At 56.1% G+C, this 23,657-nt stretch carries 22 protein-coding genes and 1 pseudogene; 9 read left to right on the forward strand and 14 right to left on the reverse strand.

What is annotated here, in order from left to right:
• Positions 1–17: 17 nt before the first annotated feature.
• Genes DMG62_13665 through argR form a run of 4 tightly spaced genes read right to left on the reverse strand, consistent with a single transcriptional unit; the run spans position 18 to position 3,554 of the window.
• On the reverse strand, positions 18–1,295 hold the full coding sequence (locus tag DMG62_13665) for an aspartate aminotransferase family protein (GenBank protein ID PYY22324.1): 1,278 nt from the start codon (positions 1,293–1,295) through the stop codon (positions 18–20).
• Positions 1,292–2,080, reverse strand: a complete 789-nt coding sequence (gene argB, locus DMG62_13670; protein PYY22325.1) for an acetylglutamate kinase — start codon at positions 2,078–2,080, stop codon at positions 1,292–1,294. The genes DMG62_13665 and argB overlap by 4 nt, the downstream gene beginning before the upstream one ends.
• Positions 2,077–3,114: an N-acetyl-gamma-glutamyl-phosphate reductase gene (locus tag DMG62_13675; protein PYY22326.1), complete on the reverse strand. Its 1,038-nt coding sequence runs from the start codon at positions 3,112–3,114 to the stop codon at positions 2,077–2,079. Before DMG62_13675 ends, argB begins: the two co-directional genes overlap by 4 nt.
• Positions 3,114–3,554 (reverse strand): arginine repressor, encoded by a 441-nt coding sequence (argR, locus tag DMG62_13680; protein ID PYY22327.1) that lies wholly within the window; start codon positions 3,552–3,554, stop codon positions 3,114–3,116. Before argR ends, DMG62_13675 begins: the two co-directional genes overlap by 1 nt.
• A gap of 195 nt (positions 3,555–3,749) precedes the next feature.
• Between argR and DMG62_13685 the strand changes: the two genes are divergently transcribed.
• From DMG62_13685 to DMG62_13700, 4 genes are all read left to right on the forward strand, one after another.
• Entirely contained in the window at positions 3,750–4,193 is a 444-nt protein-coding gene (locus DMG62_13685) for a hypothetical protein (GenBank protein PYY22328.1), read from the forward strand.
• 160 nt (positions 4,194–4,353) lie between these two features.
• Positions 4,354–5,115, forward strand: coding sequence for a signal peptidase I (gene lepB, locus DMG62_13690; protein ID PYY22329.1), 762 nt, complete (start codon positions 4,354–4,356; stop codon positions 5,113–5,115).
• Positions 5,116–5,164: 49 nt separating this feature from the next.
• Positions 5,165–6,223 (forward strand): phosphoribosylformylglycinamidine cyclo-ligase, encoded by a 1,059-nt coding sequence (locus DMG62_13695; protein ID PYY22330.1) that lies wholly within the window; start codon positions 5,165–5,167, stop codon positions 6,221–6,223.
• A gap of 216 nt (positions 6,224–6,439) precedes the next feature.
• Entirely contained in the window at positions 6,440–7,069 is a 630-nt protein-coding gene (locus tag DMG62_13700; protein ID PYY22331.1) for a phosphoribosylglycinamide formyltransferase, read from the forward strand.
• On the opposite strand, the pseudogene DMG62_13705 reads toward DMG62_13700, so the two are convergent.
• Positions 7,066–8,889: pseudogene (locus tag DMG62_13705) on the reverse strand (chloride channel protein). The gene DMG62_13700 and the pseudogene DMG62_13705 overlap by 4 nt on opposite strands.
• 197 nt (positions 8,890–9,086) lie before the next feature.
• Between DMG62_13705 and DMG62_13710 the strand changes: the two are divergent.
• Both DMG62_13710 and DMG62_13715 read left to right on the forward strand, forming a co-directional pair.
• Complete coding sequence (locus DMG62_13710; protein PYY22332.1) at positions 9,087–10,418, forward strand: adenylosuccinate lyase; 1,332 nt, start codon at positions 9,087–9,089, stop codon at positions 10,416–10,418.
• Positions 10,419–10,427: 9 nt separating this feature from the next.
• Positions 10,428–11,030, forward strand: a complete 603-nt coding sequence (locus DMG62_13715; protein PYY22333.1) for a 3-octaprenyl-4-hydroxybenzoate carboxy-lyase — start codon at positions 10,428–10,430, stop codon at positions 11,028–11,030.
• Between the two features lie 35 nt (positions 11,031–11,065).
• Here DMG62_13715 and DMG62_13720 read toward each other — a convergent pair whose 3' ends face one another.
• From DMG62_13720 to DMG62_13750, 7 genes are all read right to left on the reverse strand, one after another.
• Positions 11,066–12,421, reverse strand: a complete 1,356-nt coding sequence (locus tag DMG62_13720) for a Fis family transcriptional regulator (protein ID PYY22334.1) — start codon at positions 12,419–12,421, stop codon at positions 11,066–11,068.
• Positions 12,422–12,492: 71 nt separating this feature from the next.
• Positions 12,493–12,822, reverse strand: a complete 330-nt coding sequence (locus DMG62_13725; GenBank protein ID PYY22335.1) for a hypothetical protein — start codon at positions 12,820–12,822, stop codon at positions 12,493–12,495.
• A gap of 70 nt (positions 12,823–12,892) precedes the next feature.
• On the reverse strand, positions 12,893–14,221 hold the full coding sequence (locus DMG62_13730) for a hypothetical protein (GenBank protein PYY22336.1): 1,329 nt from the start codon (positions 14,219–14,221) through the stop codon (positions 12,893–12,895).
• A complete protein-coding gene (locus tag DMG62_13735) occupies positions 14,218–15,651 on the reverse strand; it encodes a hypothetical protein (protein PYY22337.1) in 1,434 nt (477 codons plus the stop codon). The genes DMG62_13730 and DMG62_13735 overlap by 4 nt, the downstream gene beginning before the upstream one ends.
• 36 nt (positions 15,652–15,687) lie before the next feature.
• Positions 15,688–16,437: a hypothetical protein gene (locus tag DMG62_13740; protein ID PYY22338.1), complete on the reverse strand. Its 750-nt coding sequence runs from the start codon at positions 16,435–16,437 to the stop codon at positions 15,688–15,690.
• Between the two features lie 174 nt (positions 16,438–16,611).
• Positions 16,612–17,547, reverse strand: a complete 936-nt coding sequence (gene trxB / locus DMG62_13745; protein ID PYY22339.1) for a thioredoxin-disulfide reductase — start codon at positions 17,545–17,547, stop codon at positions 16,612–16,614.
• A gap of 85 nt (positions 17,548–17,632) precedes the next feature.
• Positions 17,633–18,394 (reverse strand): hypothetical protein, encoded by a 762-nt coding sequence (locus DMG62_13750; GenBank protein PYY22340.1) that lies wholly within the window; start codon positions 18,392–18,394, stop codon positions 17,633–17,635.
• Positions 18,395–18,426: 32 nt separating this feature from the next.
• On the opposite strand from DMG62_13750, the gene DMG62_13755 reads away from it, so the two are divergent.
• A complete protein-coding gene (locus DMG62_13755) occupies positions 18,427–18,627 on the forward strand; it encodes an allantoinase (protein PYY22408.1) in 201 nt (66 codons plus the stop codon).
• Positions 18,628–18,642: 15 nt separating this feature from the next.
• Here DMG62_13755 and DMG62_13760 read toward each other — a convergent pair whose 3' ends face one another.
• Positions 18,643–20,748 (reverse strand): S9 family peptidase, encoded by a 2,106-nt coding sequence (locus DMG62_13760; protein ID PYY22341.1) that lies wholly within the window; start codon positions 20,746–20,748, stop codon positions 18,643–18,645.
• A 295-nt stretch (positions 20,749–21,043) separates the two neighbouring features.
• On the opposite strand from DMG62_13760, the gene DMG62_13765 reads away from it, so the two are divergent.
• A complete protein-coding gene (locus DMG62_13765) occupies positions 21,044–21,868 on the forward strand; it encodes a hypothetical protein (GenBank protein ID PYY22409.1) in 825 nt (274 codons plus the stop codon).
• Between the two features lie 30 nt (positions 21,869–21,898).
• Here DMG62_13765 and DMG62_13770 read toward each other — a convergent pair whose 3' ends face one another.
• The gene (locus tag DMG62_13770; protein ID PYY22410.1) at positions 21,899–22,084 is read right to left on the reverse strand and encodes a hypothetical protein; all 186 of its coding nucleotides are present in this window, start codon (positions 22,082–22,084) and stop codon (positions 21,899–21,901) included.
• 96 nt (positions 22,085–22,180) lie between these two features.
• Between DMG62_13770 and DMG62_13775 the strand changes: the two genes are divergently transcribed.
• Positions 22,181–23,596 (forward strand): MATE family efflux transporter, encoded by a 1,416-nt coding sequence (locus DMG62_13775; protein PYY22342.1) that lies wholly within the window; start codon positions 22,181–22,183, stop codon positions 23,594–23,596.
• Positions 23,597–23,657: the final 61 nt, after the last annotated feature.

The following is a 23,657-nucleotide window of genomic DNA, read 5'->3' on the forward strand; positions in this document are numbered from 1 at the left end:
GGTTACGGATCGAGTGCTCAATGTGTGCTCCCTTGCGCAACCAGCTCGCCTTCCGGCGAGACAGGCGCTTCTTTCTGGATGTAGTGCTTCTCGAGCTGCTTGAGTGTTGTATCCAACGATTTCACTACTTCATCAATGTGTTTCTTCATGATGATGTATGCGGGCAGAAAGCGCAGCGTAGTTTCGTGCGTGCGATTGATGATCGCGCCACGCTCCAGCATTGCCGGAACTACTGCTTTGGCCAGATCGGCGGAATCGAGTTCGGCCGCGACCATCAAGCCCAGACCGCGCACGTCGCGAATTGACTTGTGCTTTTTCTTAAGTGCTTCGAGCTTCTTGACGAAGTACTTGCCCAACTCGCGGTTGGACTTGATCAGCTTCCGCGTCTCAATCTGATCGATCACGGTGCAAGCAACTGCACACGCTAGCGGACCACCGCCGAACGTAGTGCCGTGCATGCCTGGCTTCAGCGCGCTTGCGGCTTCGTTGGTGGTAAGCAACGCGCCAAGCGGCAAGCCGCCAGCAATTGGCTTCGCGATGGCGACGATGTCTGGCGTGATTCCGTAGTGTTGATAGGCGAACCACCGCCCGGTGCGCCCTAGCCCGCTCTGGATCTCGTCGATCAGGAGCAGCGCACCACTACCCGCGGTGAGAGCACGCGCGGTCTCCAGAAATTCGCTCGAGACGATCTGAATGCCGCCCTCGCCTTGGACCGTCTCGATTGCCACCGCGCAAACGCTGTCGTTGAATTTCTGCTTCAGGTCTTCAACGTCATTGAAGGTGACAAACTCAATGCCAGGAAGAACAGGCGCGTACGGATCACGGTACTTTGCCTGGCCTGTGGTCGAGAGCGATCCATAAGTGCGGCCGTGGAAAGAGTTCTCCATCGCCAGCACACGCCACTTCGGCTCCGATCCGGCGGGAGCTTTCTTCTTCGCGTACGCGCGAGCGATCTTGAGCGCACCCTCCCACGCCTCGGTGCCGCTGTTCGAGAGGAATACCCGATCGAGCCCCGAAATTCGTGTCAACCGTTCCGCAAGCGGCGTTGTGAACTCGTGGTAGAAGAGGTTTGAAGAGTGGATCAAACGCGCGGACTGCTTGGCGATCGTCTTCAGCACCGCGCGATCGCCGTATCCCAAGGCATTCACGCCGATGCCAGTGATGAAGTCGAGATACTTGCGGCCATCGGCGTCGTACAGATAGACGTCTTTGCCGCGCTCGAGCAGCAGCGGAACGCGATCGTACGTAGGCAGCAGAAGCTGCGCTTCTTTCTGTTTTGCCTCAGTCAGTTTCATGCCACCATCACCTCGGTGCCGCAGTCGATCTTGCACGTGTAGAAATCCGGGAGCAGCCCAGCTTCGCTTGCCGGAAGAATGCGCACTCGACCTACTCCTCGCCGCAACGCCTCTTGGCAGGCTTCCAATTTAGGAAGCATGCCGCCGCGGATTACGGATGTCTTTACGAGGTCTTCGATCTGCTTTATCTGCAGCCAGCGGATCACGGAACCATCGGCGCTCTTCACGCCAGGCACGTCAGTAAGGAAGATGAGTGCATGTGCCCGGCATGCGACGGCGCAAGCGGCAGCAGTCTGGTCCGCATTCACGTTGTAGTACTGACCGTCGGTACCCAGTGCGACGCTGGAGATCACGGGAATTCCGCCCGCGTTCCAAATGGATTCGATCCAGCGTGGATCGGCGGAGCAGATTTCTCCTACAAATCCCAGATCGCAGCCGTTTGTTTTCTTCTTGCGCGCGCGGAAGCTGAGACCATCGGCCCCGCACATCCCAATCGCCGGCTTGCCTAGCGCCGCGATTCCGGCGACCAGAGCTTTATTCACCTTACCGGCCAAAACCATCAGAGCTACATCACGCGTTTCCGAATCAGTAACGCGTAGACCGTTTATGAAATTGCTTTCCTTGCCCAGCTGATGAAGGGTTCGCGTAAGCTCCGTGCCGCCACCGTGCACGACAGCAACCTGGTGATGGTTGCTGTCGGCAAGGTCCACAATGGCGCGCGCACACTTGTGCGCGAGCTCCTTGTTATCCAGGGCGGCACCGCCGATCTTTACTACGACTCTCAATTCAGCCCGTCCTTTTCGTCGAAGCCGAACATCACGTTCATGTTCTGCACCGCCTGGCCGGCAGCGCCTTTCATGAGGTTGTCCAGGCACGAGACCACAACCAGCCGTTTGCCATCGGCACTGAGATTGAAACCGAGATCGCAGTAGTTGGTGTGCAGCGAGTAGCGAATCTGCGGCAGCTTGCTGCCGAAGATCCGAACCCACGGGCGCCCAGCGTAGAACTTGGTAAAAATCGACCCGACCTCAGCCGAAGTCATCGCTTGCTCGAGCCGCACATAAATTGTGGAAAGGATTCCGCGAGGAATGGGAAGCAGATGCGGCGTGAACGTCAGTTCCTCGTCCTGCAGATTGAGCTGCTCGAGAATTTCTCCCAGATGCCGATGTGTGAAGACGCCATATGCGGAAAGATTGTCCGCCACTTCCACAAAATGAGTCGTAGCCGTTGGCTGCTTGCCTGCGCCCGAAACTCCCGATTTGGAATCGCAGACGATTCCGGCACTGCGATTGATCACGCCTGCTGCAACCAGCGGAGCGAGTGCGACGATGATCGAGGTGGCATAGCAGCCCGGATTTGCGATCAGCGTCGATCCCGAGATCTGTTTCGAGCGCAGTTCCGGCAAGCCGTACACGGCTTTGCCGGCCACGCTGTTAGCCAAGTTCGGATCAGCATCGTGAAAACCGTAGATCGCGCGATGAGCTTCGTGCTTGAGTCGCCACGCACCGCTGAGGTCGATCACGCGCATGCCGCGCTTCAGCGCCTCAGGAGCCCACTCGCGCGAGGTCTCATGTGGCGTGGCAAGGAAGAGCAGATCGACTTTGCTTTCGCCCAGCTTCTGCCAATCGAAGGGATGCACTCGCAGCTGCCCATTGCCGAGCACGTGCGGGTAGTACTCAGTGAGATCGGCGGAGTTTCCAGACTCGCGAGAGAACAGTAGTGGTCTGCTAAGCCGGGGATGTCGTCCGAGAATGCGCGCGAGTTCAAATCCGGCATAACCGGTCGCGCCAACGACCGCCGTTTGGAGTTGCGCGTTCACTAAGCAAGCATCTCCCTTATGCGGTTGGCCATACGCTCTGCGTGGTGTTTGTTCTCGCAGATGATCAGGATGGTGTCGTCGCCGGCGATCGTCCCCAGCATCTCCTCCCAGCCTTCGGCATCAAGCGCCGCCGCCACCGGCTGTGCGCTGCCAACGCTGGTTTTCAGCACAAGCTGGTTCTGCGCCTCACGGACGCTCAACACAAACTCCCGAACCAGCCGCTCGGCGGAGGGAAGTCCAGCCTCTCCGGCTGCCTGCGCCGCCACCACATAACCATTCGCGGTCTTAACGATGCCAAGGTCATGGATGTCGCGCGAGAGCGTAGCCTGAGTGACCTGGTGTCCCTGGCGGGCAAGACCGCGCCTCAGGTCCTCCTGATTTGCTACGTTCCCGTTTTCAATCAGCTGCAATATCAATTGCTGCCTCGTGAGCTTCGACATGATGCATGAATATGCATTCTTATGTATAAATATTCAACCCGCCCCTGTCAAATAGTTTTCGAAGATTTTTGGTACTTCCGGTGCGTAGCTAGGTTCGTTTAAGTCCCGGCTCAGCTGTGGCTTGTATGTACTTCAGAAGGAAACTGGCGTATCCTGCGGCAGCTCTCAATAGACGAAAAACAGGAGACTCAACGCATGGCGACGCCCGGACCGGAAACCGCCCAGGAGAAGCGAAGTTCACCTCGGAAGGAGCTAAAAATTCCTGCTAAGGTGCATGTCGATGGGAACAACATTTCGGCAGAGGCGAAGAACCTTAGCCAATCCGGCATCTTCCTTGAGTGCTCGACCAAAGTGAGCGAAGGCAGCCCGGTAGATATCGTGATGATCTTGCCCAAGGAAATCACCGGGGAGGCCGCAAGATGGGTCTGCTGCCGTGCAACTGTCAATCGCGTCGAAGACCAAAGATCACAGGGACGCTACGGCGTTGCCGCCACGGTGGATCGCATCCAGGTTATGCCCGAACTTACGTGGCCCGAGGTCGACCGCCGCATCAGTGAGCGCCGATCCGGTGAACGCAGGACGGTCGCACGCGCGGGAGAAAACAGACGGCGGAGTGAACGGCGAAGCCCTTCCAAGTAGCGAACTTCTTAGGGAACACCGCGCGCCTTCGCGCGGCAGTCCTGAAACAAACCCTCGACTTCAACCAGCAACCGCTGTACTCAAGTAACCACCGCAATGAATCCTTTTCAGCTGAGTTAAGTACAACTCCTTATTCCAAGCTCCTGTTGCGCAGCTCACAATTGCGTTAGCTCCTGGAGCTTCTTTGAGCGCCATATCTGTAGCTTTGGATCTGCAAGTAGCGGCTGCACCACTGACGTGCGCTGAAACGAGACCGAAGCCTCGCGAGCGGTTCGTGCGATTCTCAAGACCGCTCTTTTGGATCGCGATTGCCGTCGTTTTCATCTTCTCGTTCGTTCTTGATCTCGGCATGGTACCCACTGCCTCTATGGAAAGAACGGTGCTCGTGGGCGACCACCTTCTAATGTTTAAGTTGCCTTATGGTCCGCGGGTACCGTTTACCCAGCTCCGACTGCCGCAGCTGCGTACTCCACACCCTGGGGAAATTGTTGCCTTCCGTAGCCCTTTTGAACCGGGCGAGATCTACCTCAAGCGTGTAATCGCCGAAGCCGGAGATGTTGTTGCTCTTCACGGCGGGGTGCTTTATGTAAACGGCATCCGCTGGCGAGAGAGTTATGCCCGTGTGCGTCCCAGCCGCCGTTGGACTTGGCAGGAAAACATCGGACCCTATCGCGTGCCTGCGGGAATGCTGTTTGTGCTCGGCGACAACCGCGACAACTCCGAAGACAGCCGCTACTGGGGACCGATACAGGCAGAGAGTGTCATCGGCGAGCCGCTGGTAGTGTTCTGGTCCTACGATGCGCCGAGTTCGGCATGGCTCGACCCGAACTGGCTACACCAAGTGGGCCTCTACGCATCATCAGTGAGTCACATGACACAGATTCGCTGGCGCCGGACCGGCATGCTTCTCTGCCTCAAGTGATACACTTTTTCTTTCCCGTCCTCGCAAACCATCAGAAGGACCCGACTGCTTGGCCCAATCCTCAGCTCAGAAAACCAATCGCCGTCCTATCACCTACTCTGATGCCGGCGTAGACATCAGCCGTGCCGATCGCGCCAAGAAGCGCATCAAGTACCTCGCGCAAAAGACTTTCAATCGGAACGTTCTCAGCGACATCGGCAGCTTTGGCGGATTGTTTTCGCTGGGCCAGAAATACAAGGATCCCGTACTGGTCTCGAGCGCAGATGGCGTCGGCACCAAGCTTAAGGTCGCCTTCGACATGAACCTGCATCACACGGTGGGAGCCGATCTTGTGAACCACTGCGTGAACGACATTTCGGTGCAAGGCGCTGCTCCGCTCTTCTTCCTTGACTACTTCGCCAGCGGCAAACTCGATCCGGAGGTGACGGAGAAAGTTGTCTCTGGCCTGGCAGACGCCTGCCGGCAGAACGGATGCGCGCTGATCGGTGGCGAGACCGCCGAGATGCCCGGATTTTATTCGGACGGCGAGTATGACATCGCGGGCTTCATCGTTGGGGTCGTCGAACGCGATCGCATTATTACAGGCGAGCGTGTCGAGATGGGCGACGTGATCCTTGGCTTGCCCTCGAACGGACTTCATACGAATGGATACTCACTCGCTCGCAAGCTCTTCTTTGAAGTTGCGCGCTACACTCCGGAAACGTTTGTCAGCGAGATTAAGAACAAGGCAGGCGCAGAGTTGATGCGTACGCACAAGAGCTATTGGCCGATCGTGCGCCGCCTGCTTGAGTCCGACGCGGTCGTAGCCATCGCCCACATTACGGGCGGAGGCATCACCGAGAACCTGCCTCGGGTTTTGCCGAAAGGAGCGGCGGCAAACATTCAACTTGGATCGTGGCCGGTGCTACCAGTCTTTCAACATCTGCAGAAGCTCGGCAACGTGGATCAGGAGGAGATGATGCGCACATTTAATATGGGAATTGGCATGATCCTTGTCGTGCCGCCGAACAAGTTCAAGCGTGTGCAGAGCATCCTGGACCGCATCAATGAGAAGGGTTATACGATTGGGCGGATTGTTAAAGGCGATCGTCGCGTTGTCTACTCTTGATTGCTTCGTGGGCGTCGCCCTGTCGTTCCGAACCTCCGATTTGTGGCGGGAGGAATCCCTATGAACTGCTAAACGGTAAGGTACAAGCCAAACGTCCTATTTTTTGTTGTGAGCATAACTATTAATAAGAGTGGACCGAGCAAACAGGGTAGCAGCCCGTAGGGATTCCTCCCGCCAAAACGCGGCGGTTCGGAATGACAAAAGAAAAACAAAAGTATGAAACGTCTCGGCATTCTCCTTTCCGGACGCGGCTCCAACTTCATCGCCATCGCCGACAACATTGCGGCAGGAAAAATCCCCGGCGCTGAGATCGCAGTCGTGATCTCCAACATGCCCTATGCTCCGGGCCTGCAAGCTGCCGAGCAGCGCGAGCTCAATGCACATGTAATCCAGAGTAAAGGACTCCCCCGCGCAGAGCACGATGCCGCGGTCGTCGCTTGTCTGCGCGAGCACAAAGTCGATCTTGTCTGCCTCACGGGATACATGCGCCTAATCTCGCCGGTGTTTCTCGAAGCATTTCCCAATCGGGTATTGAACATCCATCCCTCGCTCTTACCCGCGTTCCCCGGACTCGAGGCGCAGCGCCAGGCACTTGAATACGGCGTCCAGGTCAGCGGATGCACGGTGCACTTCGTTGATGAGAATCTCGACCATGGCGTGATCATCACGCAACGTTCAGTTCCTGTGCTGCCCGACGATGACGAGCACAGTCTTGCGGAGCGGATCCTGGAACAGGAGCATGTAGCCTATAGCGAAGCCATTCGCATGGTACTCGGTGGCGATCATGAGATTCGCGGGCGACGTTACTTGAAGAAGACCACCTCGCTACAGAGCCGCGTTTCCTAAGACGCACTCCCCTTCGAATCTTCGTCTTCCTGACCGCGAAACAGCAGGGGCACGCTCAACTGCAGAACTCGTTCGCGACGTTCTTCCGTCTCCTGTGCTGCACTTCGTGCCTTCAACAAGTCGGAAATGGAGATTATGCAGACAACCTCGTTAGGATGCTCGCGTTTGACGACAGGCAGCTTCGTGAACCCACTGCTAGCCATTCGCTGAACAGCGGTCGTCAGGCGCTCGTCGCTATAGGCAGTGACGGGAGTTTCGATGATCAGCGCTGCGAGCGAGGTCCCTTTCTTCCGGTAACGAACTGCTCGAGATCCCAGCGAGGGATTACGCCGATCATCTTCCCATTATGGTCCTCGACCGGAAATAGTCGTTGTACCCCAAGGCTGTCATTCACCTGCAAAGCCTGGTGAAGCTGATCGAGGGTCGCGCCGGGAATGAGTCTGGCGATCTGCGTCCGCATCACTTCTTCGACCGCGAGGCTCTCCATGGGATCGACAATGTATTCGCGCGAGAGGTGATAGCCACGGCGGCTCAGTTTTTCTGTGAGGATCGACCTGGGCAAGGTCAGCACAACCAGACCGTACGACACTAACGCAGAAATCAGGAGCGGCAGCAATACGCCCGGATCATGTGTGAGCTCGAAGCCGAAGACCACTGCTGTAAGAGGTGCGCCCAGAGCGCCTGCAAGGACTGCTGCCATGCTGACCAGAGGCCATAAACCAGTTCCGTAGTGAGGGAGGAAACGAGCTTCGAGACCTCCGAGCGCGCCACCCATCATCAGGAGCGGAGCGAGAACGCCGCCAGAAGTTCCGGATCGGAGCGAAACTGACCAGATAATGCCTTGACCAGGAAAATGCCAATCAGAGCTTTCAGGGTCAGGTCATGGTCAAGCAGCGAGGCAATGACGTCGTATCGACGCCGAGAGCTTGGGGAAAGAAATAGCCGCCGATTCCTACCACCGCGGCGCCAATTGCCGGCCACCACATCCAATGGATGGGCAGGTGCGCGAAGCCGTCCTCCACCACGTAAATAGCTGAGCTCAGGGCGGCAGCCGGCAGCCCCGCCAGCAGCCCCACGAGCATGCATGAGGCTAATCCGACAGCGTCCACGGCAATGTGGTGTTCCGGAATGGGAAACAAGGGACCAAGGCCCAGCAAGTAGTGTCTCGCCGCCGCTGCAGTGGCGCTTGCCATGGCTACGGGAATCAGGCTGCGCGGCTCCCATTCAAACAGCAGTAACTCAACGGCCAGCAGAACAGCAGAAATCGGAGCCGCGAAAGTTGCCGACATTCCTGCCGCGGCTCCAGCAACCAGCAGTGTTTTGCGTTCCGCGCTGCTCATATGGAAGAGCTGCGCAATCAGCGATCCGACGGCTCCGCCCGTCATGATGATTGGTCCTTCGGCCCCGAACGGTCCGCCGGAGCCGATAGCGATCGCAGCAGAAACCGGTTTAAAAACTGCGACCCGCGGTTCCACTTTTGCTCCGCGCAACAGAATCGCTTCGATAGCTTCGGGAATTCCGTGTCCGCGAATGCGTTCCGAACCGAAGCGCGCCATGATGCCAACGATCAAACCGCCCACAATGGGAACTAGAATCACGAAAATCCCCAGTGTGTTCTGAGCCGGAGAATTAAATTCGAAGCTCCAGCGATGAAAGAAGAACAGGTTAGTGAAAAGATAAATAAGCTTCAGCAGAATCAGAGCCAGAAATGCGCCAACTACGCCGATACCAATGCAGATAATGGAGAGAGGAATTACCCGAAGGTCGGTGGTGAAATCGGCCAAACTGGAAGCGCGAGCAGCAGAGTGAGTCGTCGACATGGGCCCGAGGGTGACGTCAGATTCCGCGACCAGAGTCATCAGTCCGGGAACGGTTAACGCCGCCTGAATATCCAGTTTAGCGCACCGCGAAGCGTGCTTCGGGCTAGTTCGCGCGAACCTGAGGTTCTGGGCTATTCTTCTTTGTCGCTCTTACAGACAGAAAGTCGCGCCAGCGGCGCGGTTGGAGACTTCCAAGCTTGATTGCGAGATACACGCGGTCCGAAATGGGGCGTATTTGGAGCGAACAGAACCGCTTTCGAGGATGGTTAAAAGTGGAGGTTGCGGCGACAGAAACTCTCGCTGAAGCCGGTATGGTCCCCCTGTCGGCAGCGAAAGCTATTCGCGAACGCGGCGACTTCGATCTGGAGCGTATCCAGGCCATCGAATCCGAGGTCAAGCACGATGTCGTTGCATTTACAACGGCGGTAGCGGAAAAAGTCGGACTAGAGTCGCGCTGGCTGCACTTCGGCCTCACTTCCAACGACGTCGTCGACACGGCACAGGCCCTCCAGATTCACGAGGCTTCGCTGATCATCCGTAACGATCTCGAGGCACTCAAGACCGTCCTCAAGCGGCGCGCACTTGAATTCCAGAACACGCCCATCATTGGAAGAACGCACGGCGTTCATGCTGAGCCGACAACATTTGGATTGAAGTTAGCGAACTGGTATTCGGAGATCGAGCGCAACATCGAACGCTTTGAGCACGCAGCTGAAGATATGCGCGTGGGAAAGATTTCCGGTGCAGTAGGGACGCTTGCGCACTTAACTCCCGAACTGGAAGAAAAAATCTGCGGGCGGCTTGGATTAAAAGTAGCCGCGATCTCCAGCCAGGTCATTCAGCGCGATCGGCACGCCTTTTTCATTGCGACTCTGGCGGTAATTGCCAGCACTTTGGACAAGATCGCCGTCGAGATCCGCCACTTGCAGCGTACGGAAGTGCGTGAGGCAGAAGAATACTTCAGCGAAAAACAAAAGGGCTCTTCAGCCATGCCGCACAAGCGCAATCCGATCACATGCGAACAGATCAGCGGACTGGCACGCGTAGTGCGCTCGAATGCGCAGGCAGCACTGGAGAATGTCCCACTGTGGCACGAGCGCGACATCTCGCATTCGTCGGTTGAGCGAATTGTTCTTCCCGATTCGACAATTCTCATGGATTACCTGCTGCACAAAACCACTCGCCTGATCGACACACTCCTGGTTTATCCGGATCGCATGTTGAAGAACCTCGAGAGCAGCGGCGGCCTGATTTTCAGCGGACAGCTCCTCCTCGATCTCGCAGAGTCCGGCATGTCGCGCGAAGACGCATATCGCCTGGTGCAGAAGCATGCGATGGAGGCCTGGAAGAACGGCAACAACTTTCGCGACGCGGTGCGCAGCGATGCCGAAATTCGCAGCAAACTCTCCGAGCAGCAGATGGAACGGGCATTTGATTTGAAGCGCCAGCTCGGCAACGTGGATGCAATTTTCAAGCGCGTCTTTTCCCAGCGTCAGGGCGGGGAAGCTGAGAGATCCGGGAGCGCTTAGCCCAACGTGATGCCGGAAACCGTTCAAAACCTCACCGTCGCAGCGACTGGAGCAAGCGGAGCGATTTTTGCGCGGGAGCTGCTGCGCGTAGTCGAAGGCGATCCGCGAATTACCACCGTCAATTTCATCGCGTCAGACAATGCGCTGCGGGTGTTTGCCGAGGAGCTGAAGATCCGTGGACGTAGCGATCTCGTAGCCCAGCTGTTAGGCATGAAGAGCAAGAAAATTCAAGAGCAAGGAAACAACGACATCGGCGCGAACGTTGCAAGCGGTTCGTACCCCACAGACGCGATGATCGTTTTGCCCTGTAGTATGGGAACTCTGGCGCAGGTAGCGAATGGTTTGGCGGGAAACCTCATTGAGCGTGCCGCCGACGTTTGTCTGAAAGAAAGGCGTCCACTGGTACTGTGCGTGCGCGAGACGCCGCTGAACAAGATCCATATCAGGAATATGTATCGTGCTGCCGACGGCGGAGCCACCGTGTACCCGCTGATTCCGACTTTTTATAATCTCCCTGCATCGCTGGAGGAGATGGCTCGGCAGTTCGCTTGCCGGGTGCTGGCGCATATTGGGCTGCAGCAGGAGGGAGCATATCGGTGGAAGAATGAGTAGCGCCTTCGCATCGCGATCATGCCCTATTGGAGAATTCATTCCTTCACGGAAATTCCCAGGGCCTTCATCTTGCGATAAAGATGACTGCGTTCCAAACCGAGAATCTCTGCTGCGCGGCTGATGTTTCCTTTACTTTCGTCGAGCTTCTTCAGAATGTAGTCGCGCTCATAGGCGGAGCGCGCCTGCTGCAGCGAAGAGAATTCTGGAGTGGCGCTGCGGCGCGAACCGTCACGATAGACGAGGGGCGGCAGGTGCTTCCGCTCCAGCTTTGTTGCCCCAGGATTCATGATCACAATGCGCTCGATCATATTACGCAGTTCGCGCACATTACCGGGCCAGGAATACTTCATAAGAATGTCAGTGGCGTCATCTGCAATTTCCCTGGTCCGGCGACTGTAGCGCGCAGAGAATTCTTTGAGGAAGTGCTTGACCAAAAGAGGAACGTCCTCAATCCGTTCCCGCAATGGAGGAACATAAAAGGGAATCACGTTCAGCCGATAGAAGAGATCTTCGCGAAAGTTGCCGCTCGCGATCTCTTCTTCGAGATTCTTGTTTGTGGAGGCGATTACCCGCACATCGACCGTGACCGGCTCAGCAGCCCCGACCGGCGTGAATCGCTGCTCGTCCAGTGTGCGCAGCACCTTGGATTGAGTCTTCAGACTCATGTCCCCGACTTCGTCCAGGAACAGCGTGCCTCCATCGGCGCGTTCAAACGTCCCGATCTTCTCGGCTGAGTCGCCCGATACCGCAGAGTTCCGATATCCGAATAATTCGGGCTCAATGAAGTCCTCCGGAATCGCAGCGCAATTGACCTCGGTGAATACGTTGTCGCGACGCAGGCTCTGGTTGTGAATCGCCCGCGCCACCAGCTCCTTTCCCGTTCCGGACTCGCCGTAGATCAGCACGCGTCCATTAGTAGGAGCCATGAGACTGATTTGTTGCCGCAACGCCTTAGTCGGGACGCTCTCGCCGACGATGATGCTCTTCGCCTCGAGCTGCCTGCGGAATTCGCGGTTTTCCCCGCGCAGCCTCCGCGCCTCCATAGCGTTCTTAATAAGGATGAGCAACCGCTCAAGCGACAGCGGCTTCTCCAGAAAGTCGAATGCTCCCAGCTTAGTAGCCCGAACGGCAGTCTCGATCGTGCCGTGCCCGGAGATGATAATCACCTCCGGAGGATCCTGGTGTTCTTTAATCTTCTCCAGCGTCTCCAGCCCATCGATGCCAGGCAGCCAGATATCCAGCAGGATGACATCATAAGATCGCGTGTTTAGCGCCTCAAGACAAGCCTCGCCGCTGTCAGCCGTACCGACCTTGAACCCTTCGTCCTCAAGGGCACCGCGCAGCGACTTGCGAATGTCGGTCTCGTCGTCGACTACAAGGATGGAGTTCATCGGATGAATGATTTTACCGTCTCATCATCCATGTGATCTCGCTCTCCAGAAGGTTGCGACGACTTGCCGTATTACTTCACGATCAGCGTAGCCGTTCCTAAGCGGATGATGTTGTTTACGACTGCGCGAGAATCGGCCGCATAGGGCAGAATCCGCTTGGACTCATTACTGAGTGGCAGACCCACATCCGAGGCCTTCGCACCCCTAAGCTGTCCGCCAAGTAGCTCGTTCTTAATTGGGTCCAGCTCTTGTGGGAAGTGACGGTAAATGACTGAGGGAGTTTCCTGCAGGATCCCGAGAAGAAGATGTTGTGACTCGATACGAGTCGCGCCAGCGTTGCTTGCGTGTTGACGAGCAAACAACAAAACTCTCCGACCCTCCTCGGCATAGAGTTCAAACATGCTGATGATCGTAGTTCCAGAAGGGCAGCATTCCGGCAAACCACCTCGCCGGTATGGCATTACTGCGCGCTCAGTTGTGGCTCAGTGTGCCAACAAGATTGGATGTCGGAACGCCTGTCCAGGCGCGGGCTTCATTGGCATACAGCACATGAAATTCAGGATTGATTTTGAGAGCCTTCTGCGCGAACTCTGAAGCGTGCGGGTTTCCTAGCTTGCGCTCAATTGCCGCGGCGTGGAAGAACAGGATTGGATCTCGCGTGCCGGCAGCGAGCGCCTTCTGGATGGCTTCTTGAGCATCCTGAGGGCGATTGTTTTTCAACAGCGCCCACGCCAGCGTGTCCCATGTGTAAACGTCGTGCCGCGCCTCGAGTTCTTTTCGGGCCAGCGCCAAGGCCTCACTCAGGTGACGATCATGATCGGCAAAGAACAACGCCAACTCGCGGTTGTAGACCTGCTTATTTAGTGCCCCCAACTGCCCGATGTATTCCACGAGTGCGTACTCCTTCTCTGCCTCCGTGTCTTTCTTTTGACGCTTATAGACATCCCCGAGAGCACTCGCATAAATCGGCAGCGGAATAACGGCGATTGCGCGCTGGTAGAAATCAGCAGCCTCGGAGAAACGAAGTTGAGCGGCGCGAATCTGTCCCATACCTGCCAGAGCGCGATGATAGAAGGGGAAGACTCGGAGCGCATAATTCATTTCCTTTTCAGCCTCTGCCAAATTTCCGGACTGAAACAATTGCTCGCCAAGCATAAAATGTGTCCATGCCACGTTCTCGGCGGGTAAGTGCGCTTGCTGGGAGAGAGCGCATGCCTGCTTCATCAGCAACATCGAGTTTTCAATATCACCGCGCATCCACGCCAGCGAAGCCTCACGCGTAGCTCTCAAGTACTCCTGACCAGTATGGGGACGTCCATCGTTTCGAGGGACAAGCTGTACAAACCATGCCTCAGCTTTTGCGTAGTTCCCCATTTCGAGCTGCGCGTCACCGGCGAGCGCCAGGGCCGCTGGATCGTGAGAGAGTTTCAACGCATGTTCGGCATTCGAAGCCGCTTCTGGAAAACGATGTTCTGCGAATTGAATTGCGCCCAATTGCCCGTACGCGGCCGCGGCTTCCTCGTGCTGGGATTCCAACTCGAGCGATTTCTGAATCACTCTTTCAGCGAGGTCGTAGTAGCTGATGTCTCCGGTTTCGCGCCCCTTCAATGAATAAGCGCCGGCCAAACGGTTGTAATTCACGTAATAGTCGGGATCCCGCGAGAGTTGTGCCTGGAAGAAGCGAATGCGCTCGTCGGTGGCGTGCGATGCGACCGCTTGGGGTGGCGTTTGAGCGCCGCAGACGAGTGCCAGCAGAACAATGGTAAAGACGCAGGATGCTGCGTCTTTACTTGGGATCACTGCTGCACCGGGAATCCTATTGTGCCGGTTTCGCCGGGAAGCGGATGCGGCAGCGCCAGAAACGGAAACGTGGCTAGAAATGGCCGATCGTTTCCGACCACCGTGAAGTCGGTCAGCTGTGCATCCGGCTTATTGAAAGTCGTTCCCTGCACTACGACTAATACGCGACGATCCTGACAACTCGGGAAGGCCGAGCACTCCAGGGCGGCGCGACTGCCTAACGGGCCTCCACCGGTCACACCCGATGGGAAATGGACATCCGCAAGCTGACGCAAGAGTTGCAGTGCAATGTCGATCGCGGGATCGTTCAACCGCCGGCCATTCTGCAGTCCGAATTGCCCAATTGCAGGATTGCTGGCAGGCAGATCCAAATCGAAACGCAAAACATCCGGCAAAAGAGCTACGCGCAGTAAATTCTTATTCGTGTTCGCAAACGTCCCCGGCAGGAGAAGCGGAGCGCCGTTCGGCAGCGTTGTGAGTCCGAGCGCGGTCAGCAGATTTGCCCTGCCTTGGATTGTGTTCCCCGTGCCGTCGGTGTCAGCCGTGGTCAGCGCGTCCGGGATCAGCCCCGAATAGTTTGCCACATCATGTTCTGGGATTTCGGCATTCTCCGCGTCACGGGGCGCGCCTTTCGGGATGAATACGGTAGCGAAGCCTTGTTGGCCCATGCGCTCAAATTGCGTATAAACCCGGCCTTGACTGCGCCGATCGGGAACTCTCTCGCTCACCGTGGCCCACACGTTTACCTTGGAAGTGCTGCCTCGAATCATGGACTTCGGCAGCGACACTACGATAGAAGTCACATCAAAGCCGCCAAAGCCATCGACTCCACTGGTTCCGTCGGAGCGCACTGCACGCCCTCGGAAACTGGTGCCGATCTGTCGAAACACATCTTGTGTGTTGTTCAAAATGCGGAAGAACTGCCCAACATCAAAGACGAATGGATCGTCGCGCATGCCGACGAATGCCTGTACTCCACCGGCGCTCCCAAATATGGTTCCGAACGTTCCTTGAGCCGAGGGAGATGAATTGAGCAGGATGTTGCGGGCTCCGGTAAGGGAAGGCGCGGCTGGGCCAAGCACGCGGATAGTCTGTCCCTGCCCAGAAATATCGGCGACGATTTGAATTACGACGTCCTCCCGGGCATCGCCGGTGTTGTCGATTTTGAACTGGTAGAGCAAATCGGGAGACAGTGAATAGCTCGGGAGTTCAGCTGGGACACTGAACGGATTGACGTTCATGACCATTACGACTCGAGTTGCATCGTTAGGGTCGGTGAAGAGGTAAACGTCGGTGATATCACCTTCCGGGATCCCGTCCACAATGGGAGCCTCGCGATGATCAGCCGCGAAGACAGGAGTGGTTCCGAAGATCGTGCCCAGCACCAGGCAGAGCATCGCAATCTTTAACACTAGACTTTGGCCCTTCATACTCGCCTCCCAACAAAGTACCGCCGCAACCGCGGCTTACTGCTTTGTCGCGGTCCCATAAATGAGCGTGGTGTCCTCTAGTCCAGCAAGAACAATTTGCGTTTGAGAAATTGCGTAGTAGCTGAACACGTCGGCGCCGATCACCGCCGTTCCTCGGCCGCCGCTAAACATCGGGCTGAGCGTTCCATTCAGGGCCGAATTATTGCGCGCGAAGGCCCCATCAGACAGGTTCTCGGCTCCAGCAGTGAAGCTTCCGGCCGCATTCGTCGTGAAGCTTCCCGATCCGGTAACTGTGCCTTCCCCTTGGCCGTTGAGTGTGAATGCAAATGTGCCGAGATTGGTGAAGCCGCTAGTGTTCTGCGCTTGAACTGTCCCGCTGCCAGTGCCGTCATAGCTGAGTTTGGCGGCCACAGATCCGCTGGGAATGGGAAAAGTGAAAAAGGTAGGCACGCCTGTGCCGTCAGAGATTGTGACCGAGACACTTCCCGCGGAATCAACCTGGTACGTACCCGTAAACGAGACGTTACTGTCAACGCCCGATCCAAGATTCAAGTCTTCGATCCCCGTTAGTCCGCCCTTGCCGTCCGCGGTAAAGCTACCAGCGACAAAGTAACTGCCATCGGCCGGATCGGTTCCGTTGGCAGAGAAGACGAAGCTTCCATTCAGCTTGGTTGCAGGAATGGCATTGCCGCTTTGCGAGTTATTGTTGTTTCCGCCACCGCAGGAAGAAAACAATCCCGCGATTGCGAGCACAGCAATCGAGCAAAAAGAAGGCTTGAACTTCATGGCTCGACCTCGGCCAGGAATAGGAATCTAGCTTGCTTTGGTACGGAGAGCCCAATGGAACGGATTTAATGCAATCCGAAAACGTCAGTTGGGGGAACTGAGGCTCAGAAGGCTATCACTATGACCGGCCGCTTGCAACAAGAGAAATCCATAGTTACAGGAGAGAATTGGCGCTTACAGCCCCTCTTCCTCCAGAAATCTCTCAGCTTCCATGGCCGCCATGCACCCGGTTCCGGCGGCGGAGATCGCCTGCCGGTACCGCCGGTCCTGTACGTCGCCAGAGGCGAAGACTCCGGGCACTTTTGTGAACACGTAGTTCTTGGTGACCAAATAACCATCCAGATCGCTATCGAGCTGTCCTTTGGCCCATTTGGTGTTTGGCTCATGGCCAATGCCCAGGAACATGGCACTGGTGGGGAAGTCCCATTCCGCCCCGGTCTTTAAATTGCGGAGCCGTAGACCTGTGACTTCCTTTTTCTGCACATCGTAAACGTCGTGGACAACAGTATCGGTAAGAAATTCAATTTTGGGATGCTGGCGTGCGCGCTGAAGCATGATCTTCGAGGCACGAAAACTATCGCGACGATGGATGATGCTTACTTTATTCGCAAAACGCGTAAGGAAAAGCGCCTCCTCCATCGCCGAATCACCGCCACCGATGACGGTGATGTCCTTGCCGCCAAAGAAGAACCCATCACAGGTGGCGCACGATGAAACCCCGTGTCCGATCAGTGCTTGCTCGTTGGGAATACCCAGCCAACGGGCCGAGGCTCCGCTGGCCACAATCAACGTGCGCGTCAGCAGCTTTTTGTTACCGAAGTTCAGCACGAAAGGACGCTTGGTGAAATCCGCGCTGACCAAATGCCCGATCATGTATTCAGCGCCAAAACGGGCCGCCTGCTTCTTCATGTTCTCAATCAACTCAGGACCCTGAATACCCTCCGGGAATCCCGGGAAGTTTTCGACCAGCGTAGTAATGCTGAGCTGTCCTCCTGGCTCATGCCCCTCGATCACCAAGGGCTTCAGGTTTGCGCGAGCAGCGTAGATAGCAGCGGTTAATCCGGAGCATCCCGAGCCGAGAATCACCACATTGCGTACAGAATTTTCCATAGTCCGTAGAGATTGGATTCAGTACTCCCGCAGGAAGACTCAGGCGCGCGATTCAGGAAAACACATTGTACCCGCCACACCGTGGCTAGTGTGGTCCAGCCGGTGACGTCGGAGGCTCTTCAGATTTCTTGGTCCTAGCTGAGCGGTCCGTGTGTGTGGATGGTCCGGACGTTGAGCTCGAATTGAACCAGGCAATATCGCCGGCCAGCATCGTCCGCAGCCTCAGGAATCGGCGGTAATCAGCCAGTGTTGCAGATGCTTGCGCGAAAATGGGTTCGTACAGGGATTGATCTACACCCTCACAGCGGGCGAGACCCAGGGTTGTTTTTCCCGCTCGCTCCACGCGCAGCCGAGATGCCGGCGTGTCAGTCTGAATCACGGTTGAAGGCTTGCTGACCGACGTGGACAGTTTATCTTCGATCGAGAGCGCCAGGAGATCTTTCACATTCCGCCCGCGAAAGACTAGTGTCTCAATCGTGTTCTCCGCGTCGGAGCTCAGGGAATATTGAATGGTTTGCAGTGGGGAGTCGTTCTTGAACTCGCGGCGCAGCCGAACGTACTTTGCGGTTTTGCCTTCCTCGACGGTCGAAACACCACGCGAGATTTCGTAGTCGCTTACAAACGCAGGAGCCTTTGGCAATCGAGCCAGCGCGGATTTCATCTCCTGCTGTTCCTCGGTTCCGGGGGTGCATACATTGAGGATGTTTACTTTTAGAGGAGGGCCCTGCTCCTGCTTCGCTGGCTTGTCCTGAGAGCTTTGCGCGGAGACCGCGGACGAGCACAGAAGAATGAAGTGGAGAACTCGCACGAAGCGGATTGTAGAACAGACAAGCCAGAGGCGCAGCAATGCAGCCTCATTACCTTCGTTACACTACTTATATGGCGAATCTCACACTCGTGTATGGCATGCGATTACTGCCATCTGACGAAATCAAATCCGTAGGCGACGCTCCCGTGCAATTAAAAAATGGACATACAGCGCGCGTCACCATGCATGTGCTCGAAGGGAGCAAAGAGGAGATCGAGGCTCAACTACGAAACAGCGTGGAGGCATTCTTCGATATTTATCCGGAGATATGAACTACCCGCTCCAGATCATTCACCTCTCGTAGCCTGGGTTGCCCGGGAACCCTTGACCCATTGATCTACCCAATCCCCCACTATCTTGTACCAAAGCTGGCTGTTCTGCGGCTTCAAGACCCAGTGCCCCTCATCGGGGAAATAGAGCATTTTCGATGGGACTTTCAGCAGTTGAAGCGTCGTGAACAGCTGAAACCCTTCGGAGATATCGAGCCTGTAATCCAGTTGCCCGTGCACGACCAGCGTGGGTGTCTTGAATTTGCTGACGTATTGATTCGGAGACCATTTTTTGTATGCAGTGGGATTCGTCCATGGAGTTCCTTTGAACTCCCAGACGTTGAACCACAGCTCTTCCGTCGTTCCAAAAGCGGAGACGGTGTTGAACATACCATCGTGCGAGACCATGCACTTGAAGCGTGTGGTGTGACCAAGCAACCAGTCGATGGCGTATCCGCCATAGGACGCGCCCAGCGCACACTCACGCTCTTTATCTATGAACGGATACGTCTTCTCGACATAATCCAGGCCATTCATCAGGTCCATAATGGGCTTACCGCCCCAGTCCCCATTGATCTCATCAATGAATTTCTGCCCGTAACCGGTCGAGCCGCGTGGATTAATCAGGACTACAACATAACCGCTTGCCGCCATTAGCTCTGCATTCCAGCGGTACGACCATTCCTCTCCCCACTGTCCTTGTGGGCCGCCATGGATCAGAAACTTCACTGGATACTTCTGCCCAACGTTAAAACCGGGCGGTCTCAGGAGGAAGCCCTGAACTTTTGTCTTCTCCGCGCCTGTGAATTCAAACGATTCAATCGGAGACATGGCGATTTGCGACAACACGGCATCGTTAAGATGAGTTAATTGCTGCGCCTCAGCCGTTCCGTTTTGAACTATGGATGCTGTGTAGATCTCATTTGGTGCCATTACAGACTGCCGAGTAAAGACGATAGTCTTGCCGTCAGGACTGATAGCCGGCTCATCATTAGTGCCGGCAATCGCTTTTTCAGGGTCTCCGCCGCTAGCTTTTACGCGCCATATAGGCGCTCCTCCGTGCTCTTCGCCTGCGAAATAAATCGCGGATGAATCCGGAGTCCATGCGAAAGCCTCCACCCAAAGATCGAAATTCTTTGTCAGATCGGTCGTCATTCCGCTCTTACACTCGAACAAAAGCAGGCGAAAGCGGTCGCTTTCATATCCGGCACGGACTTGTGAACGATACGCAATGTAACGCCCATCAGGTGAATACAGCGGAGTAGAGTCGCTACCCGGGCTGGTCGATATCTTCCTCGGCGTTCCTCCCGTAATGGGAACGATGAAGACGTCATTATTTGTACTCGTGGCTTCGACTTCATCAATATTGCTGGTAAATGCCACCTCCTGCCCGTCCGGAGAGATGGCATAGAGGTCCTGGCCACCGAGATTGAAGGGCGGAACATCGTGATCTCCCGGCGTGATGTCGACTGGAATGCCTCCTTCAGGGGCAACAACGAACAGATGGCTGCGCTTAAAGCGCGTGTAACTCGACCAATGGCGGTAAAAAAGACGCGTAAATGTCTTCGCTTTCACCTTGGATTTAGCATTTTCTTCGTCACGAACCTTGTTACAAGCGTCATCTTTGCAGTCGGGATACACCTCAGAGACGAACAAAATGTGCTTGCCATCGCGCGCCCAAACCGCTCCATCAGCCTCTGTGGACAGCGAAGTAAGCTGACGGGCCTGCCCAGATGGCGCTCCGGAAGCGCTATCGAAGCCTTCAATCCATATTTGCGAGCCGCCAACAGCGCTTGATGTGTACGAAAAACTCTTTCCATCGGGCGAAAAACGTCCGCGATTCTCGCCGGCTTCGCCGCTCGTAACCTGCTTTGCGTCGCCTCCAGCGGCGGAAATAAGCCAAAGGTGAGGCTTACGGGTGTTCTCTGTGAGGCTTACATCGACGGCTGAGAACATGATCCAGCGCCCATCTGGCGACACTTGGGGGTCGCCTATGCGCTTTAACGCCATCATGTCTGCGAAGGTAAATGGACGTTTTTGGCCCATTGCGGCAGGATTTTGCCGTGCATTCTGCGCGACAAAGACGCTAGCCGACGCTATTAAGAACGCAAGAATACGGCGCATTCCGTTCTCCTAAGCACAAACCGGACAGTGTAACAAGCCTGAAATGCACAATAAGGACGCAAATAGACGCATTGTGCCGGACCTTTCCGGCGATTAACGAGCCGGTTTTGGTGCGTGTTTTACACCTGCCGGGAGGATTTTGGCTTACTTTTGTGTGACTTGCTGGAGCCAATTAGCGGCTACAATGTCAGTCCGGGAATACAGAATGCGGTCATTTAAACAGCTTTCAACCACACTTTTTGCAGCTTTCGCGTCACTTTTTTGGCTTTCCGGAGCCACTCAGGCGCAGTTTACGATCGGATCCGGCAATGCCCAGCAGATTCCCGACATCGCAAATGAGGGCTCCGGACCCATAGATCCGGCGCAACCGAAGGCCATTTCCGTCCAGGAAATCATCCAAAAATTCACCGCAAAGGAAGACGAATTCAAGCAAGCGCGCGACCATTACACCTGGACCGAGGACGTAAAGTACCAGCAAGTCGACGGCATCAGCGTCGTCGGAGAGTTCCGCCAGGTATCGGACATCATCTATGACGACCGCGGCCGCCGGCTGGAGAAGGTGAAATTCGCTCCGCAAGTCAGTCTCTACATCACCAAAGAAGATATCGACGACCTGCGCAAACGAACCGCCTTTTCGCTCACCACCGAAGAAATTCCCAAGTACCAGATCCTTTATGTAGGCCAACAGAAGGTAGACGAGCTGCAGACGTACGTCTTTGACGTCGCGCCCAAGACCATCGAGAAAGGACAGCGCTACTTCCAGGGTCGCATATGGGTCGATAACCAGGACCTGCAGATCGTCAAGACCTATGGAAAAGGCGTTCCCGATATAGGATTCAACCTGAGCCCCAAAAGGAAAAAGAAGCATCCGGAAGAAGAACAGCTCTTCCCGCACTTCGTGACCTATCGAGAACAGATCGAGGGCAAGTACTGGTTCCCAACTTACAGCAAAGCCGATGAAGTACTTCACTTCACCGGTAGCGACGCTCACGTAAAAGCCATCGTCAAGTACAGCGATTACAAACGCTTCGGCTCAAACGTAAACATCATCTACGGCAACGTCACCAAGAATAACGATCCGCAGAATCCTGGAGCGAAGCAGGGCCCACAGCCGAAATAGCTCGTTCGAGACGTGAGGTCCTCATAGCACTCAGGCGGACAGTCGCCATCGCAGGCCCTCGAAGCGCGCATAATCCCGGTCCAAGGTAATCCACTCACAGCCTGATTCGATCGCTAAGGCAGCGTACCAGGCATCGGCGACGAGGTTCCCGCGCGCATCGGCTTCTTTGCATAGCCTTATGAAAATCTCCCAGTGCTGCGCTCCTGGATGAGGAATAACAAATCTTTCTCTTTTCGCTACTCGTAGTAGTCTGTGATCTCGCGTTTCGAACCGGTATCAAGTAATGAGTAATCATTCGGCAAGGTCAATCCTGTGAGCACCCCAGCCACCGCACACGAAGAACGCATCACCTGGTGGACCGTCGTACGCGATGCCGTTCGCGGCACACATCACGATTACACCTCTGGACCAATTGCGCGGGCGGTCGTGCTTCTCGCCATCCCGATGATTCTCGAGATGATGATGGAGTCGGTCTTCGCAGTTTGCGATGTTTTCTTCGTTTCCCGTCTCGGACCTGACGCCACTGCGACCGTCGGCCTCACCGAGTCGATGCTCACGATTGTGTACACCGTGGCCATCGGACTCTCAATCGGCGTAGCGGCAACGGTCGCTCGGCGCATAGGGGAGAAGCGACCTGCGGCTGCGGCCGAAGCTGCGGTGCAAGGCATCGCGCTGGGACTCGGCGTGGCTGCGATCGTCGCCTTTCTCGGCGTGACTCTTGCTCCGCGCCTGCTGGCCATCATGGGAGCGTCATCTTCCGTGAGAGCGATCGGATCGAGCTACACGCGCGTAATGCTCGGCGGAAGCGCAAGCGTTCTTCTGCTCTTCCTGATCAACGCGATCTTCCGTGGCGCAGGTGATGCCGCGATCGCGATGCGGGTGCTATGGCTCGCCAATGCCATCAATATCGTGCTGGGCCCATGCCTCATCTTCGGCCTTGGTCCTTTCCCGCATCTCGGAGTCACCGGCGCGGCGGTTGCGACGACGATCGGACGCAGTACTGGAGTGCTCTTTCAGCTCTACCGTCTCGCGCGTGGCGACGCTCGAGTAACGGTAACGCGAATGAATCTTGCCCTGCGACCAGCGGTCATGGCCAATTTGGTCCGGCTTTCCGGATCGGGAACATTCCAGGTGTTAGTAGGAACGGCGAGCTATGTCGGCCTCGTGCGAATCCTCTCCACCTTCGGCAGTAACGCCGTCGCCGGCTACACCATCGCCATACGACTCGTAATCTTCTGGATGTTGCCGTCGTGGGGACTGTCGAACGCAGCCGCCACAATGGTGGGCCAATCACTCGGCGCCAAGGACCCCGATCGCGCCGAGCGGGCTGTCTGGATCGCCGCCAAGTACAACATGGCCGTACTCGGCTCCGTGGGATTCTTATTCATCGCGTTCGCAGGACCAATCGTCGGAGTGTTCACGCATCATCCTGAGGCAGCCTCCATCGGCGCGCAGGCGCTGCGCACGATGAGCTATGGCTTCGTCTTCTATGCCCTGGGAATGGTGCTCACACAATCGTTTAACGGCGCAGGCGATACCTGGACTCCCACCTGGATCAACCTCTTCTGCTTCTGGCTATGGGAGATTCCGCTCGCTTATGTTCTGGCGCGAATCCTGAACTTTGGACCGCTTGGCGTCTTCCTCGCAATCATGATCGGCTATTCGACACTTGCTCTCATAAGCACGGTCCTTTTCCGCCGCGGAGCGTGGAAGGTGCAGAAGGTGTAGGGGGTGTGTCGTTCGCTGCCGACGAAACCAGACGTAGGGAGGGGCACCGGCTTTAGCCGTG

The organism is Acidobacteriota bacterium (genome assembly GCA_003225175.1).
Taxonomy (GTDB): Bacteria; Acidobacteriota; Terriglobia; order Terriglobales; family Acidobacteriaceae; genus Gp1-AA112.

Coding starts and splice junctions, on each gene's coding strand:
- DMG62_13735 (PYY22337.1), bottom strand. CDS start 15,651: ATGAAGGGCCAAAGTCTAGTGTTAAAGATTGCGATGCTCTGCCTGGTG.
- DMG62_13725 (PYY22335.1), bottom strand. CDS start 12,822: ATGTTTGAACTCTATGCCGAGGAGGGTCGGAGAGTTTTGTTGTTTGCT.
- DMG62_13685 (PYY22328.1), top strand. CDS start 3,750: ATGGCGACGCCCGGACCGGAAACCGCCCAGGAGAAGCGAAGTTCACCT.
- DMG62_13665 (PYY22324.1), bottom strand. CDS start 1,295: ATGAAACTGACTGAGGCAAAACAGAAAGAAGCGCAGCTTCTGCTGCCT.
- DMG62_13720 (PYY22334.1), bottom strand. CDS start 12,421: ATGAACTCCATCCTTGTAGTCGACGACGAGACCGACATTCGCAAGTCG.
- trxB (PYY22339.1), bottom strand. CDS start 17,547: ATGGAAAATTCTGTACGCAATGTGGTGATTCTCGGCTCGGGATGCTCC.
- DMG62_13760 (PYY22341.1), bottom strand. CDS start 20,748: ATGCGCCGTATTCTTGCGTTCTTAATAGCGTCGGCTAGCGTCTTTGTC.
- DMG62_13740 (PYY22338.1), bottom strand. CDS start 16,437: ATGAAGTTCAAGCCTTCTTTTTGCTCGATTGCTGTGCTCGCAATCGCG.
- DMG62_13715 (PYY22333.1), top strand. CDS start 10,428: ATGCCGGAAACCGTTCAAAACCTCACCGTCGCAGCGACTGGAGCAAGC.
- argR (PYY22327.1), bottom strand. CDS start 3,554: ATGTCGAAGCTCACGAGGCAGCAATTGATATTGCAGCTGATTGAAAAC.
- DMG62_13700 (PYY22331.1), top strand. CDS start 6,440: ATGAAACGTCTCGGCATTCTCCTTTCCGGACGCGGCTCCAACTTCATC.
- DMG62_13755 (PYY22408.1), top strand. CDS start 18,427: ATGGCGAATCTCACACTCGTGTATGGCATGCGATTACTGCCATCTGAC.